Below are 20,641 nucleotides of genomic sequence, written 5' to 3'. Positions count from 1 at the left end.
CCTTCACCCCTCTCATCCGGTGTCGCTCTCGCACGGCAGGCCCCGGGAGGCCGCAAGTGCCTTCTCCATCCAGGCGCGGGCGGAGGCGATGTCCGCGGCGCCCTCGTACAGGTCCACCGGCTCGCCGGGGAGGACGGAGACCATCGCCAGGACCCGGGAGCCGGGTCCGGGGGGCGGGGCCACGTCGTCGTGGTCGTCGTCGACGTGGATCGTGAACGTCAGCCGGGGGTCGCCCACGGCGGGCTTGAGGCGGCGGTCGACGTCCATCACCACGCGCAGGTCCCCCGGCCCCCCGGTGGGCGTCACCTCGCGCACGGTGCCCTCGGCGATGTCGCGCGCGCAGGCGACGATGCCCTCCGGCGTGGGCTTCGCGTCGCCCGCCGCCGAGCGGTCGCCCACGGCCGCGTTCCTCGCCAGGACGACCCCGGTGACCGCCACCACGCCCGCCACGACCGCGGCCAGGCACAGCGCGAGCGCCCTGCGCCCGCGGGGGCGTCGTTCCACGGCCGGTGCGGGCCGTGCGGCGAGGGCGTCGCCGATCAGCCGCACTTGCGTGCGCAGCAGGGCCACGTCGGCGCGCGCGGCGTCGTACGCCCGGTACGCCTCGCTGTCGGCGGACACCTCCGGCGGCACGTCCGCGAGGGCGGCCGACAGTGCCTCGTCCGTCTGATCCGCCGCGTATGCCCTGTGCTCGTTCCCGCTCATCGTCACACCACCTCCTTGGTGTGCAGCCGGCCGCGCAGCGCGCGGACGGCGGCGTGCAAACGGCTCTTGACCGTGCCCTCCGGGACACCGAGCGCCGTGGCGATCTGCGCCACGGGCAGATCCGCGTAGAAGCGCAGCGTCAGCACCTGCCGCTGCTGCGGCGGGAGTTCCTGCAGGCCGTCGGCGACCGCCAGGGCCAGCACGTGCGCCTCTCCCCCGCCGTGCCGGGCCTCGTCCCGGGGCGCCAGGGCCGCCAGGCGTTCGCCGAGCCGCTGCTGACGGCGTCGCGAACGGTGCCAGTCCATCGCCACGTTGGAGGCGGCGACGGCCGCCCACGCCCCCGGGTCCCGCAGCGGCTCGCGGCCGCCCGCCCGGTGCTCCAGCAGCTTCAGCCGCACCTGCTGCACCCCGTCCTGCAGGTCCCCCGCCGGCACCCCGCCGAGGGCCAGGACCGCCCGTACGCGATCGAGGTGCTCCGGCGCGAGGGGGTCCTCCCCCTCCCCCGGCCGGGACCTCCGTCTCAGCAGCGCCACGCCCCTCCCCTTCCGCGATTTCCCCTATGACGCAGCAGCGGCGGAAAACGTTCACCTCACCGTTCACCTCGCGTCCGGTCCCGGGGCAGGCCCTAACCTGGCGGGGTGTCCGCCCCTCATGAACTGACGATGCTGGAGCAGGCCGCGGCCATCCGGGCGGGTGCGTTGTCGCCCGTGGAGCTGACGGCCCACTACCTCGACCGGATCGAGCGGCTCGACCCCGTCCTCGGGGCCTACCTGACCGTCACGCCCGAACGGGCCCTGGCCGACGCGCGGCGCGCCGAACGCGTGCTCAAGAAGGGCGGGCGGCTGCCTCCGCTGCTCGGCGTGCCGGTGCCGGTGAAGGACCTGACGCCGGTCGCCGGGGTGCGCTTCACCTCCGGATCGGCGGTCTTCGCCGACCGGGTCGCCGACCAGGACGCCCACCTCGTCCGTCTGCTGCGGGACGCGGGGACCGTCCTGACGGGGAAGACCAGCACCCCCGAATTCGGGCTGCCCGCCTACACCGAGGGCGCCGTGGGCCCGCCCGCCCGTACCCCGTACGACCTCGCGCGCGGCGCCGGCGGCAGCAGCGGCGGCGCGGCCGCGGCCGTGGCGGCCGGGCTCGCGGCGGCGGCGCACGGCAGCGACGGGGGCGGCTCGATCCGCATCCCGGCGAGCTGCTGCGGGGTCGTCGGGCTGAAGCCCAGCCGGGGCCGGGTCAGCCCCGCGCCGTGGGGCGACGGGAGCGGACTGGCCGTCAACGGGCCCATCGCGCGCACGGTCCGCGACACCGCCGCCCTGCTCGACGTGCTGGCGGTGCCCGCGCCCGGAGACCCCTTCCGGCTGCCGCCGCCGGAGCGGTCGTTCCTGCAGTGGTGCGAGCGGGAGCCGCGCCGGCTGCGGATCGCCCGCTGGGCGGTGCCGGACGTCGCGGGCGTACGGGTCGACCCTCAGGTGCTGGCGGCGTACGAACGCACCTCGGCGCTGCTGGCCGGGCTCGGTCACGAGGTCGTGGACGTGCCGCAGCCGCTCGCCCCCGGCGACCGCGACGCTTTCACCCCGGTGTGGGCCGTACTGGCGGCGCTGACGCCCGTGTCACCGGAACGAGAGCGGGACATGCTGCCGCTCACCCGCTGGCTGCGTGCCCAGGGGCAGGACGTGGGCGGCCTCGACTACGCCCGCACGCTGGGGGTGATGCAGGGCGTGGGCCGCAAACTGGCCGAGGCCGCCGAGCCGTACGACGCGGTGCTCACCCCGACGCTGGCGCAGCTCCCCGCCCCGGTGGGCGCCCTGCGCGACGACGCCGACCCGGAGGCCGACTTCGCGGCGCAGCTGGCGTTCACGCCGTTCACCGCGCCCTGGAACATCGCCGGGCTGCCCGCGGTGTCGCTGCCGCTGGAATGGTCCCCGGCGGGGTTGCCCATCGGCATGATGCTCGGCGCCCGGCACGGCGAGGAGGGCCCCCTGCTCGCACTCTCCGCCCAGCTGGAGGCCGCTTCCCCCTGGCGGGCCCGCACGGCCCGCGCGTTCGACGTGCCACCCACGTGAGCAGCGGCGGCCCGGGGTGCGTTCGGGTACGGGCCGGTTGTTCGTGTGCGGGTCCGTTGCGCCTGCGGCGGGCGGATTTCCCGCCCGCCCGCCCAGTGCCCCGGTCGGTCGGTGCGGGCCTCGCACCGTGTGCCTGAGTCGGGGCTGCGCCGGCGCGCTCCCCCAGCCTTCGGCCGGGGGAGCGCCCCGACACACCCCCTCCCGTCGTATGGGCGCATGACGGGTACCGACGGAGGAGGTAGGTGAGGGCGGGCGGCTTCGCGGCACAACCCGGGATCACGACGTGCCGCCACTCCTGGGTGGGAGCACGTGCACGGAATGCGACTGTGCGGCCACGCAGTGGGTATGGCTGAGGCTGTCCGGAGAAAGCGCACCCGCGATGACGCCCCAGGAGGGCATCCCATGACCGAAGCCGCCGACCGTGACAGACTCGCCGCGCTGCACGGCGTGGACGTCACCTACCGTCCGTCGCCGGACCGCGAGGTGCGCGTGCCGGACGGGACGGTCGTGGCGGTGCTGGCCGCGCTGGGCGTCGACGCCTCGACCCCGGCGGCGGTGCGGAACGCGCTGGCGGAGCACGATCACCGTGCGGGGCGGCGGCTGCTCCCCCGCAGCATCGTGATGCGCAGGGGACGTCCGCTCCGGCACCAGCTGCCCGAGGGCACCGCGCTGCGGCTGACGACGGAGGACGGCGGCGGGACCACCTGGGACGGCGGCACGCCGCTGCCCGTGGGGCGGCACGTGCTGCGCGCGCAGGCCCCCGACGGGCGCACGGCGCAGGCGCAGCTCGTCGTGGCGCCGGAACGGCTGCCCGGGCCCCCGGAGCGGGTCCTGGGCTTCATGGCGCAGCTGTACTCCGTGCTGTCCTCGCGGTCCTGGGGCATGGGCGACCTCGGCGACCTCGCGGACCTCGCGGCCTGGACGGGCCGGGCGCTGCACGCGGGCTTCCTGCAGGTCAACCCGTTGCACGTGGCCGTGCCAGGGCATCCCACGGACCCGTCGCCGTACCGCCCGTCCTCTCGGCGCTTCCCCGATCCGGTGTACCTGCGGGTGGAGGAGATCCCGGAGTACGCCTACCTCGACCCCGACGACCGCGAGCGGGCCGCGGACCTGCTGCGCAAGGCGGCCGTGCTGCGCGACTCGGTGCTGCTGAAGGACGCCCTGATCGACCGTGACGCGGTGTGGGAGCTGAAGCGCGAGGCGCTGGCGCTGGTCCGCAAGGTGCCGCTGTCGCCGGGACGGCGGGCCGCGTACTGCGACTTCCTCGCGGACCAGGGGCAGGCACTGGACGACCACGCCACCTGGTCGATGCTGGCCGAGCTGCACGGCCCGCAGTGGCGCGGCTGGCCGGCGGGGCTGCGCGACCCGCGCTCGGGGCAGGTCGCGCGGCTCCGCGGCGAGCGGCTGGACCAGGTCGACTTCCACTGCTGGCTGGCCTGGCTGACGGACGCGCAACTGGCCGCAGCCCAGCGTTCGGCGCGGGACGCCGGCATGGCGGTCGGCATCGTCCACGACCTCGCGGTCGGCGTGCACCCCTCCGGTTCCGACGCCTGGGCGCTGCAGGACGCCCTCGCCCACGGGATGTCGGTCGGCGCGCCGCCGGACGCCTTCAACGCCCACGGCCAGGACTGGGGCCTGCCGCCGTGGCGTCCGGACGCCCTGGCCGCCACGGGGTACGCGCCTTACCGCGACCTGCTGCGCAACGTGCTGCGGCACGCGGGAGGCCTGCGCATCGACCATGTGATGGGGCTCTTCCGCCTGTGGTGGGTGCCCGAGGGCGAGCCGCCGACGCGGGGCGCGTACGTCCGTTACGACGCCGAGGCGATGCTCGGCGTCCTCGCGCTGGAGGCGCAGCGCGCCGGTGCCGTCGTCATAGGGGAGGACCTCGGCACGGTCGAGCCGGGCGTCCGCGAGGAACTGGCCGACCGGGGCATCCTCGGCACGTCGGTGCTCTGGTTCGAGCGCGACTGGGAGGGGGCGCACGGCTCCGCGCACGCCCGTCCGCTGCCGCCCGCGGCCTGGCGGGCGGACGCGCTGGCGACGGTGACCACCCACGACCTGCCGACGACGGCGGCCCGGCTGACCGGGGAGCACGTCGGGCTGCGGCACCGGCTGGGCCTGCTGACCCGGCCGCTGGAGGTGGAGCAGGCCGAGGACGCCGTGGAGGTCGCGGAGTGGCTCGCGCTGCTCGGCCGGCTGGGGATGCTACCGGAGGGCACCCGCGACGAGGAGGCGGTCGTCAAGGCCGTCCACCGCTTCCTGGCGCGGACGCCGGCCCGCATGGTCGGCGTCTGGCTGCCGGACGGGGTCGGCGACCGCCGTCCGCAGAACCTGCCGGGCACCTGGGACCAGTACCCCAACTGGCGGCTGCCGGTGGCGGACGCCGAGGGCCGGCCGCTCACCCTGGAGCAGCTGACCGCCTCGCCCCGGCTGCACGCGCTGGCGCACGAGGTGCGGACCGCGATGGCGGCGCCCGGCGGGCTGTAACACCACCCCGGACGCGCGGGCCGCCGGAGCGTTCGCTACTTTGAGAGCGTGGACAAGCTCAACAAGAACGCCCTGCGCGCCGGTGCCGTCACGGCCGGTACGGCGCTGATGCTGCTGATGTCGTCCCCCGCGTTCGCGAACACCCGCGACGACGGCGACGACCCGGGTTCCGGTCTGAGCGTGCTCCAGACGCTGGGCCTGTACGTCGCCCTGCCGATCGCCCTGTTCCTCGTCATCGCGGGTCTGGTCGTCGCGACCGACAAGTCCCGCAAGGCCCAGGGCTGATCCCCTTCCCACCTCGCTGACCGGGCCGCGGAGCACCGCGGCCCGGCTTCAGGTGTTCCCCGGCACCTCGTGCCGGTCGTACCGCCCGCGGGAGCGTTCCGGCCCGTCCGGCGGCCCCGGCGCGCCCCCGTCGTCAGGCATCCGCATCGCCGGCGACCGGCCCCGCGACGGCGCGTAGCGCTCCCCGAACGGCCCAGCGTTCCTCGGCACGTCGCGAGGCGGCAGCCCCCGCGGCGCCCCGCGCGCCCCCGGGTCAGAGCGCGGAGGACTCCCGGAAGACCCGAGGGCCCCCGCGGCGGTGCGCCGCGGGGGCCCTCACAGTGCTGTGCCCGCCGGTCAGCCGGCCGCCGCGTCCGCGGCCTGGGCCTTCAGCGCACGCTCGACTCCGGCCCGGCACTCCGTCACCATGCGCCGCAGCGCCGGCGCCGGATCGGCCGCCGCCAGCCAGGCGTCGGTGGCGTCCAGGGTGTCCTGGGAGACCTGGAGCGCCGGGTAGAGCCCGACGATGATCTGCTGGGCCATCTCGTGGCTCCGGGAGGCGAAGACGTCCGAGACCGCCGCGAAGTACCGCTGCTTGTACGGCGCCAGCAGCTCGCGCTGGTCCGGCTCGTGGAAGCCGGCGATGACCGCCTCCTGGACGGCGTTGGTGAGCGTCTCCGCCTCGACGACCGAGGCCCACGCGCCGGCCTTCGCCTCCGCCGTCGGACGCGCGGCGCGCGCGGTCGCCGCGTGCCGCTCACCGGCCGCCGTGGCGTCCCGGCCGAGCTCGGCGGCGATGGCCTCCTCGTCGGCGCGGCCCGTGGCGGCCAGCCGCTCCAGGAGGGACCAGCGCAGCTCGGTGTCGACGGCCAGGCCCTCGATCGTCTCCGTACCGCCGAGCAGCCCGGCGATCAGGTCCAGCTGGTCCTTGGTGCGGGCCGTCGCGGTGAACGCGCGGGCCCAGGCGAGCTGGTGGTCGCTGCCGGGGGCGGCCGCGCGCAGGTGCTCCAGCGTCGCCTCGGTCCAGCGGGCGAGGCCGGTCTCGCGCCACTCGGGCGCGGCGTACAGCTCCAGCGCCGTCTTCACCTGGCGGTGCAGGGACTGCACCACGCCGATGTCGGACTCCTTGCCGATGCCGGAGAGCACCAGCTCCAGGTAGTCACGGGTGGCGAGTTCGCCGTCGCGGGTCATGTCCCACGCCGAGGCCCACACCAGCGCGCGCGGCAGCGACTCGGTGAAGTCGCCGAGGTGCTCGCGGACGGTGTCCAGCGAGACCTCGTCGAGCCGCACCTTGGCGTACGACAGGTCGTCGTCGTTGAGCAGCACGACCGCCGGGCGCGTGACGCCGACGAACTCGGGCACCGCGGTCAGCTCGCCGTCGACGTCGAGCTCGACGCGCTGGACGCGGACCAGCTTGCCGTCCTGGAGCTCGTAGGCGCCGATCGCGATGCGGTGCGGCCGCAGGATCGACTCGCCCTTGGCGCCGGCCGGCAGCGCCGGGGCCTCCTGGCGCACGGCGAAGGAGGTGATGGTGCCGTCGGCGGCGGTCTCGATCTCCGGGCGGAGGATGTTGATGCCGGCGGTCTCCAGCCACTTCTTCGACCAGGTCTTCAGGTCGCGGCCGGAGGTCTCCTCCAGGGCGGACAGCAGGTCGGCCAGACGGGTGTTCTTCCAGGCGTGGCGCTTGAAGTACGCCTGGACGCCGGTGAAGAACTCGTCCATGCCGACGTAGGCCACCAGCTGCTTCAGGACGGAGGCGCCCTTGGCGTAGGTGATGCCGTCGAAGTTGACCTGGACGTCCTGCAGGTCGTTGATCTCCGCCATGATCGGGTGGGTGGACGGCAGCTGGTCCTGCCGGTACGCCCAGGTCTTCATGGAGTTGGCGAAGGTGGTCCACGAGTGCGGCCAACGGCTGCCGGGCGCGTAGGCCAGGCAGGCGATGGAGGTGTAGGTGGCGAACGACTCGTTCAGCCACAGGTCGTTCCACCACTCCATGGTGACCAGGTCGCCGAACCACATGTGGGCCAGCTCGTGGAGGATCGTCTCGGCGCGCACCTCGTAGGCCGCGTCGGTCACCTTGGAGCGGAAGACGTACTGGTCGCGGATGGTGACCGCGCCCGCGTTCTCCATCGCGCCGGCGTTGAACTCCGGCACGAAGAGCTGGTCGTACTTGGCGAAGGGGTAGGGGAAGTCGAACTTCTCCTCGAACCAGTCGAAGCCCTGCCGGGTGACCTCGAAGATGGCGTCGGCGTCGAGGAACTCCGTCAGTGAGGGACGGCAGTACAGGCCCAGCGGCACGCTGCGGCCGCCCTCGCCCTCCCAGGTGCTGTGCACGGCGTGGTAGGGGCCGGCGATCAGCGCGGTGATGTACGTGGAGATGCGCGGGGTGGCCGCGAAGCTCCAGACGTTGTCGACCGGCTCGGGGGTCGGGGAGTTCGAGATGACCGTCCAGCCGGCCGGGGCCTTCACGGTGAAGGTGAAGCTCGCCTTGAGGTCGGGCTGCTCGAAGTTGGCGAAGACCCGGCGGGCGTCCGGCACCTCGAACTGGGTGTAGAGGTAGGCCTGCTTGTCGACCGGGTCGACGAAGCGGTGCAGGCCCTCGCCGGTGTTGGTGTACGCCGCGTCCGCGACGACCCGCAGGTCGTTGGCGCCGGCCTGCAGCGACGGCAGGGCGATGCGGCTGTCCGCGAAGACCTCGGCCGGGTCCAGCGCGGTGCCGTTGAGCACCACCTCGTGGACCGTGGGGGCGACCAGGTCGATGAAGGTCGAGGCACCCGCCTCGGCGGAGTCGAAGCGCACCGTGGTCACCGACCGGAAGGTGCCGCCCTCCTGGGCCCCGCTCAGGTCGAGCTCGATGTCGTACGCGTCCACGGTGAGCAGGCGCGCTCGCTGCCGCGCCTCCTCACGGGTGAGGTTGGTGCCGGGCACGTGTCCGTCTCCTTCGTCGGGTTTTCGGCCATCCTCGCACGCGGGAGGGGTGGGACGGCCGGGGGTTTTCCCTCGACCGGCCGGTCGTGTCCCCGGGCGCCGCCGGCTACCGGCGGTACGGCCCGCGGGCACCGGCCGGAAGGGGCGCGTCGCTGCGTTGACACGCGCTCCGTGCGGGTGATGGGCTGTCGGACCATGACCCCGGGCAGGAGAACCGCCGCGACCCACACGGCAGCGCTCGTCGCCGCCGTCGTCGGCGGGGTGCTCGGGACCACGCCGGCCGCCCTGGCCGCTCCGCCCCTCGTCCCGACGACGGCGCCCGGCACCACGGACGGCACCGTGACGGCGGACGCCGCGCCCGCCGTGCACCCCAAGCCGCAGTCGCTGCGCAGTCGCGGCGGCACCCTCGCCGTACCGGACACGGCGACCCTGGTCGCCGGGCCCGGGGCCGACCCCCACGCCCTGGACGCCCTCCGCGCCATCCTGCGCGGCGCGGGCGTGACCGCGCTCCACGAGGGGGCTGCGGACCCGCGGGGGCTGGTGGTCTACGCCGGCGGCGCGCGGGCCGACACCGCGCTGCGCGCCCTGGGCGCCGCGCCCACCGGGGACCTGCCCTCCGGCGGCTACCGGCTCGCCGTGGGACGCACCGGCGGCCGCACCGTCGTGGCGATGGACGGGGCGGGCGAGGACGGGCTGTTCCACGCGGCGCAGACGCTGCGGCAGTTGACGACCGCGCGCGGCCTGGCGGGCGTCGTCGTCCGCGACTGGCCCGCGGCGGCGACGCGCGGCGTCACCGAGAGCTTCTACGGCGAGCCGTGGACCCAGGAGCAGCGGCTCGCCCAGCTGGACTTCCTCGGCCGCACCAAGCAGAACCGCTACCTGTACGCCCCCGGCGACGACCCCTACCGCCAGGAGCGGTGGCGCGAGCCCTACCCCGCCGCGCGCCGCGCGGAGTTCCGCGCCCTGGCCGAGCGGGCCCGGGCCAACCACGTGACGCTGGCGTGGGCGGTGTCGCCGGGCCAGGCGCTGTGCTTCTCCTCGCAGGAGGACCGCAGTGCGCTGCTGCGCAAGGCCGACGCGATGTGGGCGCTGGGCGTGCGCGGCTTCCAGTTGCAGTTCCAGGACGTGAGCTACAGCGAGTGGCACTGCGACGCCGATGCGGACGCGTACGGCGACGGCCCGCAGGCCGCGGCCCGGGCGCAGGCCGACGTGGCCAACGCGCTCGCCGCCCACCTGGCGGAGCGCCACGGGGCCGCCGTACCGCTGTCGCTGCTGCCGACGGAGTACTACCAGGACGGCGCCACCGACTTCCGGGGCGAGCTGGCCCGGGTGCTCGACCGGGGCGTGGAGGTGGCGTGGACGGGCGTCGGCGTCGTCCCGGGGGAGATCACCGGGCGGCAGATCGCCGACGCCCGGGCGGCGCTGCAGCACCCGCTGCTGACGATGGACGACTACCCGGTCAACGACTTCGCCGAGGACCGGATCTTCCTCGGCCCCTACACCGGACGTGAGCCCGCGGTCGCGACGGCGTCCGCCGGACTGCTGGCGACGGCGATGCGCCAGCCCGCCGCCTCCCGGATCGCACTGTTCACGGTGGCCGACTACGCGTGGAACCCGCGTGGGTACGACCGTGCGGCCTCCTGGCGCGCGGCCGTCGACGACCTGGCGGGCCGCGATCCCGGAGCCCGTGACGCCCTGCGCGCCCTCGCGGGCAACGAGGCCTCCTCGGCGCTGGACGAGGGCGAGTCGGCGTATCTGCGGCCGCTCATCGCGGAGTTCCTGGACGCCTACGCGAACGGCGGCCGGGAGCGCCTGGAGAAGGCGGCCGGGCGGCTGCGCGGGGCGTTCACCACGATGCGCGGCGCCCCGGAGCGCCTGGACGGCCTGGCGGACGGCTCCTTCGGCGGCGAGGTGCGGCCGTGGCTGAGCCAGCTGGCCCGGTACGGTTCGGCGGGCGAGCACGCCGTCGACATGCTGGTGGCGCTGCGCGCGGGTGACGGCACCGGCGCGTGGCGGGACCGGCTGGCGCTGGAGCGGGCCCGCCGGCGGATAGCGAACAGCCCGGCCACCGTGGGCCACGGGGTGCTCGACCCGTTCCTGGCGAAGACGCTCGCCACGGCGGACGCGTGGACCGGCGTGCGCACCGCTGGCCGCAAGGCCACCGCCACCCTGGGTTCGGCCCGGTCCACCGACCCGTCGCTGATGACCGACGGCAAGGACGGCACCGCCTGGGCCAGCGACGCCCCTCCCCAGCAGGACGACGCCTTCGGGGTCGACCTGGGCGGCACCCGCACGATCCGCAGCGTGCGCGTCGCCATGGGGGCCGCGCAGCGCGGCCCCGAGCGGGACGACTACCTGCGCGAGGCGGTGCTGGAGTACTCAGCGGGCGACGAGGGCGGCTGGCGGACCGTCGCCACGGTGCACGACGACCGGAGCGTGACCGTGCGGCTGCCCGAGGGCACCCGGGCCCGGTACGTGCGGCTGCGCGCGACCGCCGCTCAGGAGAACGCCGTGACGGTGCGGGAGTTCACCGTCGGCACGGAGGACGACGGCACCTCCGGTGTCCTCGCCGCCGACCCCGCGTCCCTGGCGGCCGCCGACGGCGACGCCACGACCACCGTCCGCGTGCCCGCCGGGGGGCTGACCCTGGAGTACGGCTCGGCCCGCCCGCTGGAGGCGCTGACCGTGCTCACCGACACCGGGCAAGGTACCGCCGGGTCGGTGGAGGTGCGGGTGCCCGGCCAGGGCTGGCACCGGCTCGGTTCGCTGGGCGGCGGCTGGACCGAACTGCCGGCGCAGGGCCTGCGGGCGGACGCGGTGCGGGTCACCCCGTCGGCGGGGGCCCACCCGCCGGTCGTCCACGAGATCGTGCCCTGGTACGCCGACCGGCCGGCGGCCCGGATGACCCTGGACCGCACCGAGACCGACCTGGAACTCGGCGGCGCCCCCGCGACCGTCACCGCGGAGCTGACCGACGCCTCGCCCGCCGCCGCCAGGGTGTCGCTGACCGCCGAGGCCCCGGAGGGCGTCGAGGCCGTCACGCCCGGTGAGGTGGAACTGCCGCGCGGCGGCAAGGTCGTGGTGCCGGTGCGGTTGTCCCTGCCCGCGGACGGGGTGCCGGGCCTGTACGAGGTGCCGCTGGCGTTCCGCGCCGAGGGCCGCACCGTGCGGCAGACCGTCACGGTGCACGCCTATCCGCGCTCCGGCGGCCCCGACCTCGCCGCGGGCGCCCCGGCCACCTCCTCCGGTGACGAGACCGCCGACTTCCCGGCCTCGGCGCTGACCGACGGTGACCCCGGGACGCGCTGGTCCTCCCCCGTGCGGGACGACGCCTGGGTGCAGGCCGAGCTCCCGCGGGCCGCCAGGATCGGCAGGGTGGTGCTGCGCTGGCAGGACGCGTACGCCTCCCGCTACACAATCCTGACCTCGGCCGACGGGCAGAGCTGGCACACCGCGGCGGTGATCTCCGACGGCCGCGGCGGCACCGAGTCCGTACGGCTGGACGCCCCCTCCGACACGCGTTTCCTGCGCGTGCAGGGGTTGGAGCGCGGCACGAAGTACGGCTACTCGCTGTACTCGTTGCAGGCGTACGCCGTCACCGACTGACCCGGGACCGCCCACCCCCGCAGCCCACCCCTGCCGCCCGCCGTGCGCCCGCGGGCCGTTGCGGACCGTTGCGGGGTGGTCGCACGTCTGCCACTATTCACTGAGTACATGTATTGAGTGAAGAGAGGGGGGGCGCGTCGCATGAGCACCGGCAACGTCCTGCTGGGGCTGCTCGCCGCCGGTCCCGGCCACGGCTACGACCTGAAGCGGCGGCACGACGAACGCTTCCCCCAGGCCCGCCCCCTCGCCTACGGCCAGGTCTACACCAGCCTGCAGCGCCTGGTGCGCGACGGCCTCGCCGAGGTCGACGCCACCGAGAGCGACGGCGGCCCGGAGCGCACCACCTACCGGCTCACCGAACAGGGCTCGCTGGCACTGCGGAGCTGGCTCGGGGAGCCCGTACCGCCCGCGCCCGTCAGCGCGGCCAACGAGATCTTCGCCAAGGTCACGGCGATCATGGCCTCCGGCCACGGCGACCCCGCCGCGTTCCTGCGCCTGCAGCGCGCAGCCCACCTCGCCCGGATGCGCGAGCTCACCGCGGTGAAGACCGCGCCCGGCGCCCCGCTGTCGGCCGTGCTCTCCGCCGACTACGCCCTCACCCATCTCGACGCCGACCTGCGCTGGATCGACAACGCCGCGCAGCGCCTCGGTGCCCTGGCCGAGGAGGTCACCTCAGCATGACCACACCCCTGATCGAGGCCCGCGGCCTCGTCAAGCGGTACGGCACCACCGACGCCCTGCGCGGCGCCTCGCTGCGCCTGCTGCCCGGGGAGGTCCTGGCCGTCACCGGCCCGAGCGGCAGCGGGAAGTCCACGCTGCTGCACTGCATGTCGGGCATCGTCCGGCCGGAGGAGGGCGAGGTCCGCTACACGGGCGGCGAGGCCGGCGCGGAGCGGCTCGACCAGGCCGGGGAGACCCGCCGCTCCACGCTGCGGCGCACCGACTTCGGCGTCGTCTTCCAGTTCGGCCAACTGGTCGGCGAACTGACCGCCCTGGACAACGTGGCCCTGCCCCTGCTGCTGGCCGGGACCTCCCGCGCCGCCGCCCACGACCGTGCGGGCACCTGGCTGGAGCGCTTCGGCGTGCGCGGTCAGGCCGCCCTGCGCCCGGGCGAGATGTCGGGCGGGCAGGCACAGCGCGTCGCCCTGGCCCGTGCGATGGTCACCGGCCCGAAGGCGGTCTTCGCGGACGAGCCGACCGGGGCCCTGGACTCCCTCGCCGGTGAGCAGGTCATGACCGCCCTGGTCCACGCCGCCCGCGAGTCCGGTACCGCCGTGCTCCTGATCACGCACGACGCCCAGGTCGCGGCGTACGCCGACCGCGAGGCGACGGTGCGGGACGGCGTCGTCGAGTCAGAGGACGAGCCCGCCGCCGAGGTGACCCGGTGAGGGGCCTTCGGGGGGACGCCCTGCTGGCCTGGGCACTGCTGCGGGGCTCCCCGCGCAGCGAGTGGTGGCGCCTGACGCTCACCGCGCTCGGCGCCGCCATCGGCACGGGCTTCGCCCTGGCGGCCGCCGTCGTGGCCGTGATCGGCACCCGGTACGCGGACGGGCCGCCCCGCTATACCAACGACCTGCTCAACCTCGCCGGGCTGCGGCCGGGGGTCGTCGCCGTGCTCCTGCTGCTCCTGGTCCCGGTGGTCGCCTTCCTCGGCCAGTGCACCCGCATCGGCGCGCTGCGGCGCGAGCGGCGGCTTGCCGCGCTCCGCCTGTCCGGGGCCACCCCGCGGCAGGTCCGGCGGATCGCCGCACTGGAGGCGGGCGCCGCCGGCGGCCTGGGGGCGGTGGCCGGACTGGTGGGCTTCCTCGCGCTGCGGGCCGTGGTCGCGGCGGTGCAGGACGACCGCGGGACGCTGACCTGGCCCACCGACGCGCCGGTGCCGTGGCTTCCCGCCGTCCTGGTCGTCCTGGGGGTGCCGGTGCTGGCCACCTTGGAGGCACGGTTCGCCCTCCGCCGGTCGGCGCACGACCCGCTGGGCGTGGTCGCGAAGCGACGCCCGCCGCGCAGCGGGGCGATCCGCTGGCTGCTGGGCCCGGTGGCGCTGCTCGCGGGGACCGCGCTGATGCTGGCGGGGACGCGGGTGGCGCTGGACCGCGCGCCGACCGCAGTGGTCGTGCCGGCGTTCGTGGTCCTGTACGTCTACGGGCTCCTCCACAGCAGCGCGGGGCTGGCACTGCTCACCGGACGGCTCGCCGCCCGGTCGGGCCGTCCGGTGCTGCTGATCGCCGGGGAACGGCTGCGCAACGACCCCTGGGCCGCGGCCCGGGCCCACTCGGTGCTGATGCTCGCGGCGCTGGTGGGGGCGGGCTGGGTGGCCATGCGCCGGGTGACGCTGGACGGACTGCGCGCGGATCCGGGCTACAGCGCCGACGACCTGGCCTTCTACATCGGCGGCTGGAACCTGGCGGGGCTCGCCATCCTGATCGGCAGTGCGGTCACCGTGAGCGGCGTCGCGGTGGGCGTCGTGGAGTCGCTCATGACCCGCCGCCGGACCCTGGCCGCCCTGGCCGCGGCGGGCACGCCCCGGAAGGTGCTGTGGCGCGCCACGCTGCTGGAGACGGCGCTGCCCCTCGTCCCGGCGCTGCTGCTCGGCGCCGGCTGCGGCCTGGCGCTCGTCTTCCCCGTCGTGCTCCACCACGAGCGGCGCCCTCTGCCGCTGCTGGAGCCGGCGCTGCTCACGGGCGGCCTGCTGGCCGCCGCCCTGCTGGCCACCGCCACCTCCCTGCCGCTGCTGCGCCGCACCGTGCACCCGGCGCAGTTGCGCCACGAGTAGGGGGCCGGCGGGCGCGGGAAGGGGCCCCGGACCGGCACGGGGGTGCGGTCCGGGGCCCTGAGCCCGGTCCGGGACGGTTCAGGACAACACGAAGGCCCGGTCTCAGGCGGATATGCCGTCGATCCGGGCCATGGCGTCCTCCGCGCCGAATGGCTGCAGGTATGGCAGCCAGCGCGGGTCCCTATGCCCCGTCCCGATGATCCGCCAGGCGAGACCGGACGGCGGGGCGGGCTGGTTGCGCATCCGCCAGCCGAGCTCGGCGACATGGCGGTCGGCCTTGAGGTGGTTGCACCGGCGGCATGCCGCGACCACGTTGTCCCACGTGTGCTGGCCTCCGCGGCTGCGCGGGATCACGTGGTCGACGCTGGTTGCGACGCCTCCGCAGTACGCGCACCGGCCGCCGTCCCGCGCGAACAGCGCCCGCCGGGTCAGGGGCACGGGGCCGCGAAAGGGGACTCGGACGAATTTGGTGAGCTTGACGACACTCGGAGCGGGGACACTACAGGTCGCGCTGTGCATATAGGCGCCGGACTCCTCGAGGCACACGGCCTTCTTGTTCAGCACGAGGATGAGCGCGCGGCGGAGCGGTACGACGCCGAGCGGCTCGTACGACGCGTTGAGGACCAGGACATGCGGCACGGGTGCCTCCTTTTACGCCGGCGGCGCGTGGCTCGCGCCGGGACGATCTGCCCACAGTCTCTCCGGAAGCCCGGTCACGGCGCCACCATGACCGGGTAACGGAGCGAGGGTGTTTTCAACCACACCCCTTTTACATGCCCTGAATCACCGCACGTCGCGCTCGAACAACACAACGGGACACTTCGCCTCCCCCGTTAGTGTGGGAAGCCTGCCCAACCCGGAGGTTTCCGCCCGTGTCCCCCTCGCCGTCCACCGTCACGACGATCGACGACGCCCAGAAGAGCGCGACCGACGCCGCCGACTACATCAGCCAGAACTGGGCGGACTGGCTCTCCGCCGGGCTGCGCATCCTGCTGATCATGGTGATCGCGCTGGTGCTGCGGTCCGTCGTCCGCCGCATGATCACCAAGTTCATCGAGCGCATGAACCGCGGCGCCGAGGTCGCGGCGACGAGCGCACTGGGCGGGCTGCTGGTCAACGCCGAGCGGCGGCGGCAGCGCAGCGAGGCGATCGGCTCGGTGCTGCGCAGCGTGGCCTCGTTCGTGATCATGGGGACGGCGGCACTGACGGTGCTGTCCGTGCTGAAGATCAACCTGGCTCCGCTGCTGGCCAGCGCGGGGGTGGCCGGTGTGGCGATCGGCTTCGGCGCGCGGAACCTGGTGACCGACTTCCTCTCCGGGGTCTTCATGATCCTGGAGGACCAGTACGGCGTCGGCGACGTCATCGACGCGGGCGTCGCCAGCGGCACCGTGGTCGAGGTCGGACTGCGGGTGACCAAGCTGCGCGGCGACAACGGCGAGATCTGGTACATCCGCAACGGCGAGGTCAAGCGGATCGGCAACCTCAGCCAGGGCTGGGCGACGGCCGTGGTGGACGTCCAGGTCGGCTACGGGGAGGACCTGGACCGGGCCCGCACGGTGATCGAGGAGGCCGCCGCCGCCATGGCCAAGGACCAGCCGTGGGACGAGGTGCTCTGGGAGCCGGTCGAGGTGCTGGGCCTGGAGGCGGTGACCTCGGACTCGGTGCTGATCCAGGCGCAGGTCAAGACGATGCCGGGCAAGTCGGCGGCGGTCGCCCGGGAACTGCGCTGGAGGATCAAGCGGGCCTTCGACGCGGCCGGGATCGCGATCGTCGGCGGAACCCCGCAGGCGGCGGAGGAGGCCGAACCGGCCGACCCCTCGTCCGCCGTCGCCCCGCCGTCCGCACTGGCCAACCCCGCCTCCCCGCAGGCCCTGGCGGCCCAGCCGCTGGCCCCGGCCCCGGCGCCGTCCCAGCCGAGCACCGTCAAGTAGCGACACCGCCCACCAGGGGCGCCGGGCACCGCCCGGCGCCCCTTTTGCGTGCCGCGGTGCGGCCGGTAACGCTTTGGCGCCGACCTCGCGAACCGCCCTTGACGCTCCGGCCACGGGCGCCTACCTTGCCTTTCACCAACAGGAAAGTTTCCTAACTACCACCACCGGGCACACCAGCCCCCCTGACCCCACCCAGCCCATCAGCCCCGTGCCGTAGCCTGCGGCGCGAGCCGTCACGACGAGGGAGGACGAGACCGTGGCCGGTACCCCCGGAAGCCCAGGCACACCTGGTACCCCCGGCACACCGCGCGTACTGCGGGCGATGAACGACCGCGCCGCGCTCGACCTGCTCATCGAACACGGCCCGCTCTCCCGTACCCGGATCGGCAAGCTCACCGGCCTGTCGAAGCCCACCGCCTCCCAGCTGCTCGCCCGTCTCGAAGCGGCCGGGCTGGTCCTCGCAACCGGCACGACGGCCGGGCGCCCGGGGCCCAACGCCCAGCTGTACGCGGTCAACCCCGCGGCCGCGCACGTCGCCGGCCTCGACGTGACGACCGAGCGCATCCGTGCCGCCGTCGCCGACATCACCGGCCGGGTGACCGGCGTGTTCGAGCTCGCCGCCCCCGGCCGCGGCCGGCGCGCCCAGGGCGGCGCCGTTGAGCAGGTCGTCCAGGCCGTCGACGGCGCGGTGAAGGCGGCCGGGCTGCACCGCACCGACCTGCACCGGATCGTCGTCGGCACCCCCGGCGCCTTCGACCCCAGCACCGGCCGGCTGCGCTACGCCAGCCACCTCCCCGGCTGGCACTCCCCCACCCTCCTGGACGAGCTGGCCGCCGCCCTGCCCGTCCCCCTGGAGTACGACAACGACGTGAACCTCGCCGCCGTCGCCGAGCAGCGGCTCGGCGCGGCCCGGGACCACGACGACTTCGTCCTGCTGTGGAACGAGGAGGGCATCGGCGCGGCCATCGTGATCGGCGGCCGGCTGCACCGCGGCTGGACCGGCGGTGCCGGCGAGGTCGGCTTCATGCCGGTGCCGGGGACCCCCCTGGTCCGGCACGTCGCCAAGGCCAACGCCGGCGGCTTCCAGGAACTGGCCGGCTGCAACGCGGTGCTGCGCATCGCGCGGGAACTGGGACTCGCCGTGCCACGGGGCACCCAGGCCGAGGGCGCCTCGGCGCTGCTCGCCGCGGCGGCGGGGACCGGCGACGACGCGCACGCGGAGCTGCTGCGGCGCTTCGCCACCGGGCTCGCCATCGGGCTGGCCTCGCTGGTGACCGTCCTCGACCCCGAACTGATCGTCCTGGCCGGCGGGGTGATCGCCGCGGGCGGGGAGCCGCTGCGCTGCCTGGTCCAGTCCGAACTGGCCGACCTGGCCGTGCCCCGGCCCCGGCTGGTGCTCGGCGGCGTACCGAACGACCCCGTCCTGTCCGGGGCGCTGCAGAGCGCCCTCGCCACCACCCGCGACGAGGTGTTCGACACCTCGCGCTGAACGCACCGGCCCATCCACCCACCCGCACACGCAGCGGACGGACCCCCCGCGGGTCCCTCCGCCGGTCTCGCACACCCTCGAACCGCCCGAAGTCCCCCGGAGGAAGCGAAGTGTCCGGTTCCACCAAGACGGCCGCGGCCGCCGTCGCAGCCGCCGCCGCGATAACCCTGCTGACGAGCGCGTGCACGGGCTCCGGCAACAACACCGCAGGCGACGACCCCAGCAAGGACGTGACCATCACCTTCTGGCACGGCTGGTCCGCGCCGAGCGAGGTGAAGGCGATCGACGCCAACGTCAAGGCGTTCGAGAAGGCCCACCCCAACATCCACGTCAAGGTGCAGGGCAACATCACCGACGACAAGATCAACCAGGCGCTGCGGGCCGGCGGCCCCAACGCCCCGGACGTCGTCTCCTCCTTCACCACCGACAACGTCGGCAAGTTCTGCTCGTCCAACGCCTTCGCCGACCTGGACCCGTTCCTGAAGAAGTCCGGCATCGACCCGGCCGCGACCTTCCCCAAGCCGATGCTGGAGTACACCCAGTTCGAGGGGAAGCGCTGCACGCTGCCGCTGCTCGGCGACGCCTACGGGCTGTACTACAACAAGGACGCCTTCAAGGCCGCCGGGATCACCTCCCCGCCGAAGACCCTCTCGGAGTTCAAGGCCGACGCGGTCAAGCTCACCAAGAGCAAGGGCGACTCCTACTCCCAGCTCGGATTCATGCCGAACTTCCACGGCTACGAGTCCACCACCACGCACCTGGCCGCGCAGTGGGGCGCGAAGTACTTCGACGCCGACGGCAAGTCCGGCGTCGCCAAGGACCCGGGCTTCGCGGCCATGTTCACCTGGCAGCAGGACATGGTGAAGGCGCTCGGCGGCTTCAAGAAGCTGGAGAAGTACCGGTCGGGCTTCGGTGACGAGTGGGGCGCCAAGAACCCCTTCCACACCGGCCAGGTGGCCATGGCCATCGACGGCGAGTGGCGGGCCGGCATGGCCGGGGAGGCGGGCACGAAGTTCGAGATCGGCGTCGCCCCCTTCCCCGTGCCGGACGACCAGGCCGACACCTACGGCAAGGGCTACCTGTCGGGCACGATCATCGGCGTCGCCAACACCAGCGCCAAGAAGAACGCCGCCTGGGAGCTGGTGAAGTACATGACCACCGACACCCACGCGGTGGTGAGCTTCGCCAACGCCATCCACAACGTGCCGTCCACGCTGGCCGCGCTGAAGTCCCCGGAGCTGGACGCCGATCCCCTCTTCCGCACCTTCGTGGAGATCGCGCAGAACCCCAACAGCACCACCACCCCCGCGAGCGTCAACGGCGGCACCTACCAGCTGACGCTGCAGGACTTCGGCTACGCCTACGAGGCGGGCAAGCAGACCGACCTGGCCGCCGGCCTCAAGGGCGTCGACGAGCAGGTCGACAAGGACATCGCGCAGGCCCGCTGATGAGCACCGTCCACCCGATGCTGAGGGCGAAGCGCCGCCGCGAGGCGCTTCGCACCCTCGCCTTCCTCTCGCCCTGGTTGATCGGCTTCAGCGTCTTCTTCGCCTACCCGCTGGTCTCGACCGTCTACTTCTCCTTCATGCGGTACGACGGCTTCACCGCCCCCACCTGGAACGGCCTCAAGAACTGGTCGTACGTCTTCAACGACTACCCGTTCTTCTGGCCGGCGCTGCGCAACACCCTGTGGCTGGTCGTCGTCATGGTCAGCCTGCGGGTCGTGTTCGGGCTCGGGATCGGGCTGCTGATCACGAAGATCAAGACGGGTGCGGGGCTGTTCCGCACCGCCTTCTACCTGCCCTACCTGGCCCCGCCGGTGGCCGCGACCATGGCCTTCGCCTTCCTGCTCAACCCCGGCACCGGGCCGGTCAACCACCTGCTGGGCAGCGCCGGGCTGCCGACGCCCGGCTGGTTCAACGACCCGTCCTGGTCCAAGCCCGCCCTCACGCTGCTGGCCCTGTGGGGCATCGGCGACCTCATGGTCATCTTCATGGCGGCGCTGCTCGACGTGCCCAAGGAGCAGTACGAGGCCGCCGAGCTGGACGGCGCCGGCCCCTGGTCGCGGTTCCGCTACGTCACGCTGCCGAACATCTCGCCCATCGTGATGTTCGCCGTCGTGACCGGGGTGATCCAGACGATGCAGTACTACACACAGCCCCTGGTCGCCGGGAAGGTCGCCAGCGGCATCATCGGCGGCTCCGGCCAGCAGTTCGAACCCGGCTACCCGGAGAAGTCCACGCTGACCCTGCCGCAACTGGTCTACAACCTCGGCTTCCAGCGCTTCGACACCGGCTCGGCCTGTGTGATCGCCCTCGTGCTCTTCGCGCTCTCCATGGCCTTCACCGCGCTCCTGATGCGCCGCCGCAGCGGCTTCCTGACGGCGGAGGACTGA

General features: G+C 74.3%; 15 protein-coding genes. 11 read left to right on the top strand and 4 right to left on the bottom strand.

Going from position 1 to position 20,641, the window contains the following annotated elements; translation table 11 throughout:
* Window positions 1-12 precede the first annotated feature (12 nt).
* Together PV410_RS06515 and PV410_RS06510 are read right to left on the bottom strand one after the other, a co-directional pair.
* Window positions 13-705, bottom strand: a complete 693-nt coding sequence (locus tag PV410_RS06515) for a hypothetical protein (protein ID WP_500322896.1) — start codon at window positions 703-705, stop codon at window positions 13-15.
* 2 nt (window positions 706-707) lie between these two features.
* Window positions 708-1,232, bottom strand: a complete 525-nt coding sequence (locus PV410_RS06510; protein WP_500323053.1) for a sigma-70 family RNA polymerase sigma factor — start codon at window positions 1,230-1,232, stop codon at window positions 708-710.
* Between the two features lie 111 nt (window positions 1,233-1,343).
* On the opposite strand from PV410_RS06510, the gene PV410_RS06505 reads away from it, so the two are divergent.
* The 3 genes from PV410_RS06505 to PV410_RS06495 all read left to right on the top strand — a co-directional run bounded on the left by PV410_RS06505 (window position 1,344) and on the right by PV410_RS06495 (window position 5,540).
* Window positions 1,344-2,768 (top strand): amidase, encoded by a 1,425-nt coding sequence (locus PV410_RS06505; RefSeq protein WP_500322895.1) that lies wholly within the window; start codon window positions 1,344-1,346, stop codon window positions 2,766-2,768.
* Window positions 2,769-3,170: 402 nt separating this feature from the next.
* On the top strand, window positions 3,171-5,255 hold the full coding sequence (gene malQ, locus PV410_RS06500; RefSeq protein ID WP_500322893.1) for a 4-alpha-glucanotransferase: 2,085 nt from the start codon (window positions 3,171-3,173) through the stop codon (window positions 5,253-5,255).
* Between the two features lie 48 nt (window positions 5,256-5,303).
* Window positions 5,304-5,540 carry a hypothetical protein gene (locus PV410_RS06495; protein ID WP_499517072.1) on the top strand — a complete coding sequence of 79 codons (237 nt, stop codon included), beginning with the start codon at window positions 5,304-5,306 and terminating at the stop codon, window positions 5,538-5,540.
* Window positions 5,541-5,876: 336 nt separating this feature from the next.
* Here PV410_RS06495 and pepN read toward each other — a convergent pair whose 3' ends face one another.
* Window positions 5,877-8,447: an aminopeptidase N gene (gene pepN, locus PV410_RS06490; protein WP_500322891.1), complete on the bottom strand. Its 2,571-nt coding sequence runs from the start codon at window positions 8,445-8,447 to the stop codon at window positions 5,877-5,879.
* 195 nt (window positions 8,448-8,642) lie between these two features.
* Here pepN and PV410_RS06485 point away from each other — a divergent pair, with 195 nt between their 5' ends.
* The 4 genes from PV410_RS06485 (at window position 8,643) to PV410_RS06470 (ending at window position 14,826) form a co-directional block, all read left to right on the top strand.
* Window positions 8,643-12,053 carry a beta-N-acetylglucosaminidase domain-containing protein gene (locus PV410_RS06485; RefSeq protein WP_500322889.1) on the top strand — a complete coding sequence of 1,137 codons (3,411 nt, stop codon included), beginning with the start codon at window positions 8,643-8,645 and terminating at the stop codon, window positions 12,051-12,053.
* A 141-nt stretch (window positions 12,054-12,194) separates the two neighbouring features.
* Window positions 12,195-12,734, top strand: coding sequence for a PadR family transcriptional regulator (locus PV410_RS06480; protein ID WP_499511918.1), 540 nt, complete (start codon window positions 12,195-12,197; stop codon window positions 12,732-12,734).
* The gene (locus tag PV410_RS06475) at window positions 12,731-13,441 is read left to right on the top strand and encodes an ABC transporter ATP-binding protein (protein ID WP_500322888.1); all 711 of its coding nucleotides are present in this window, start codon (window positions 12,731-12,733) and stop codon (window positions 13,439-13,441) included. The genes PV410_RS06480 and PV410_RS06475 overlap by 4 nt, the downstream gene beginning before the upstream one ends.
* Window positions 13,438-14,826: an FtsX-like permease family protein gene (locus tag PV410_RS06470; RefSeq protein WP_500322886.1), complete on the top strand. Its 1,389-nt coding sequence runs from the start codon at window positions 13,438-13,440 to the stop codon at window positions 14,824-14,826. The genes PV410_RS06475 and PV410_RS06470 overlap by 4 nt, the downstream gene beginning before the upstream one ends.
* Before the next feature lie 102 nt (window positions 14,827-14,928).
* Here PV410_RS06470 and PV410_RS06465 read toward each other — a convergent pair whose 3' ends face one another.
* Complete coding sequence (locus tag PV410_RS06465) at window positions 14,929-15,465, bottom strand: HNH endonuclease (RefSeq protein ID WP_500322884.1); 537 nt, start codon at window positions 15,463-15,465, stop codon at window positions 14,929-14,931.
* Between the two features lie 233 nt (window positions 15,466-15,698).
* On the opposite strand from PV410_RS06465, the gene PV410_RS06460 reads away from it, so the two are divergent.
* The 4 genes from PV410_RS06460 to PV410_RS06445 all read left to right on the top strand — a co-directional run bounded on the left by PV410_RS06460 (window position 15,699) and on the right by PV410_RS06445 (window position 20,641).
* Window positions 15,699-16,757, top strand: a complete 1,059-nt coding sequence (locus PV410_RS06460) for a mechanosensitive ion channel family protein (protein WP_500322883.1) — start codon at window positions 15,699-15,701, stop codon at window positions 16,755-16,757.
* A gap of 322 nt (window positions 16,758-17,079) precedes the next feature.
* Complete coding sequence (locus tag PV410_RS06455; RefSeq protein WP_500322881.1) at window positions 17,080-18,246, top strand: ROK family transcriptional regulator; 1,167 nt, start codon at window positions 17,080-17,082, stop codon at window positions 18,244-18,246.
* A gap of 110 nt (window positions 18,247-18,356) precedes the next feature.
* Window positions 18,357-19,694 carry an ABC transporter substrate-binding protein gene (locus PV410_RS06450; RefSeq protein WP_500322879.1) on the top strand — a complete coding sequence of 446 codons (1,338 nt, stop codon included), beginning with the start codon at window positions 18,357-18,359 and terminating at the stop codon, window positions 19,692-19,694.
* Complete coding sequence (locus PV410_RS06445) at window positions 19,694-20,641, top strand: carbohydrate ABC transporter permease (protein ID WP_500322878.1); 948 nt, start codon at window positions 19,694-19,696, stop codon at window positions 20,639-20,641. Before PV410_RS06450 ends, PV410_RS06445 begins: the two co-directional genes overlap by 1 nt.

It is taken from the genome of Streptomyces sp. PA03-5A (assembly GCF_033792725.1).
Taxonomy (GTDB): domain Bacteria; phylum Actinomycetota; class Actinomycetes; order Streptomycetales; family Streptomycetaceae; genus Actinacidiphila.
The sequence above is the reverse complement of the archived record's forward strand: the minus strand, read 5'-3'. Positions and strand labels throughout refer to the sequence as shown.

What these genes read in the sequence shown, in the direction of transcription:
- PV410_RS06455 (WP_500322881.1), top strand. Translation starts at nt 17,080, where the DNA reads ATGAACGACCGCGCCGCGCTCGACCTGCTCATCGAACACGGCCCGCTC.
- PV410_RS06480 (WP_499511918.1), top strand. Translation starts at nt 12,195, where the DNA reads ATGAGCACCGGCAACGTCCTGCTGGGGCTGCTCGCCGCCGGTCCCGGC.
- malQ (WP_500322893.1), top strand. Translation starts at nt 3,171, where the DNA reads ATGACCGAAGCCGCCGACCGTGACAGACTCGCCGCGCTGCACGGCGTG.
- PV410_RS06485 (WP_500322889.1), top strand. Translation starts at nt 8,643, where the DNA reads ATGACCCCGGGCAGGAGAACCGCCGCGACCCACACGGCAGCGCTCGTC.
- PV410_RS06475 (WP_500322888.1), top strand. Translation starts at nt 12,731, where the DNA reads ATGACCACACCCCTGATCGAGGCCCGCGGCCTCGTCAAGCGGTACGGC.
- PV410_RS06515 (WP_500322896.1), bottom strand. Translation starts at nt 705, where the DNA reads ATGAGCGGGAACGAGCACAGGGCATACGCGGCGGATCAGACGGACGAG.
- PV410_RS06445 (WP_500322878.1), top strand. Translation starts at nt 19,694, where the DNA reads ATGAGCACCGTCCACCCGATGCTGAGGGCGAAGCGCCGCCGCGAGGCG.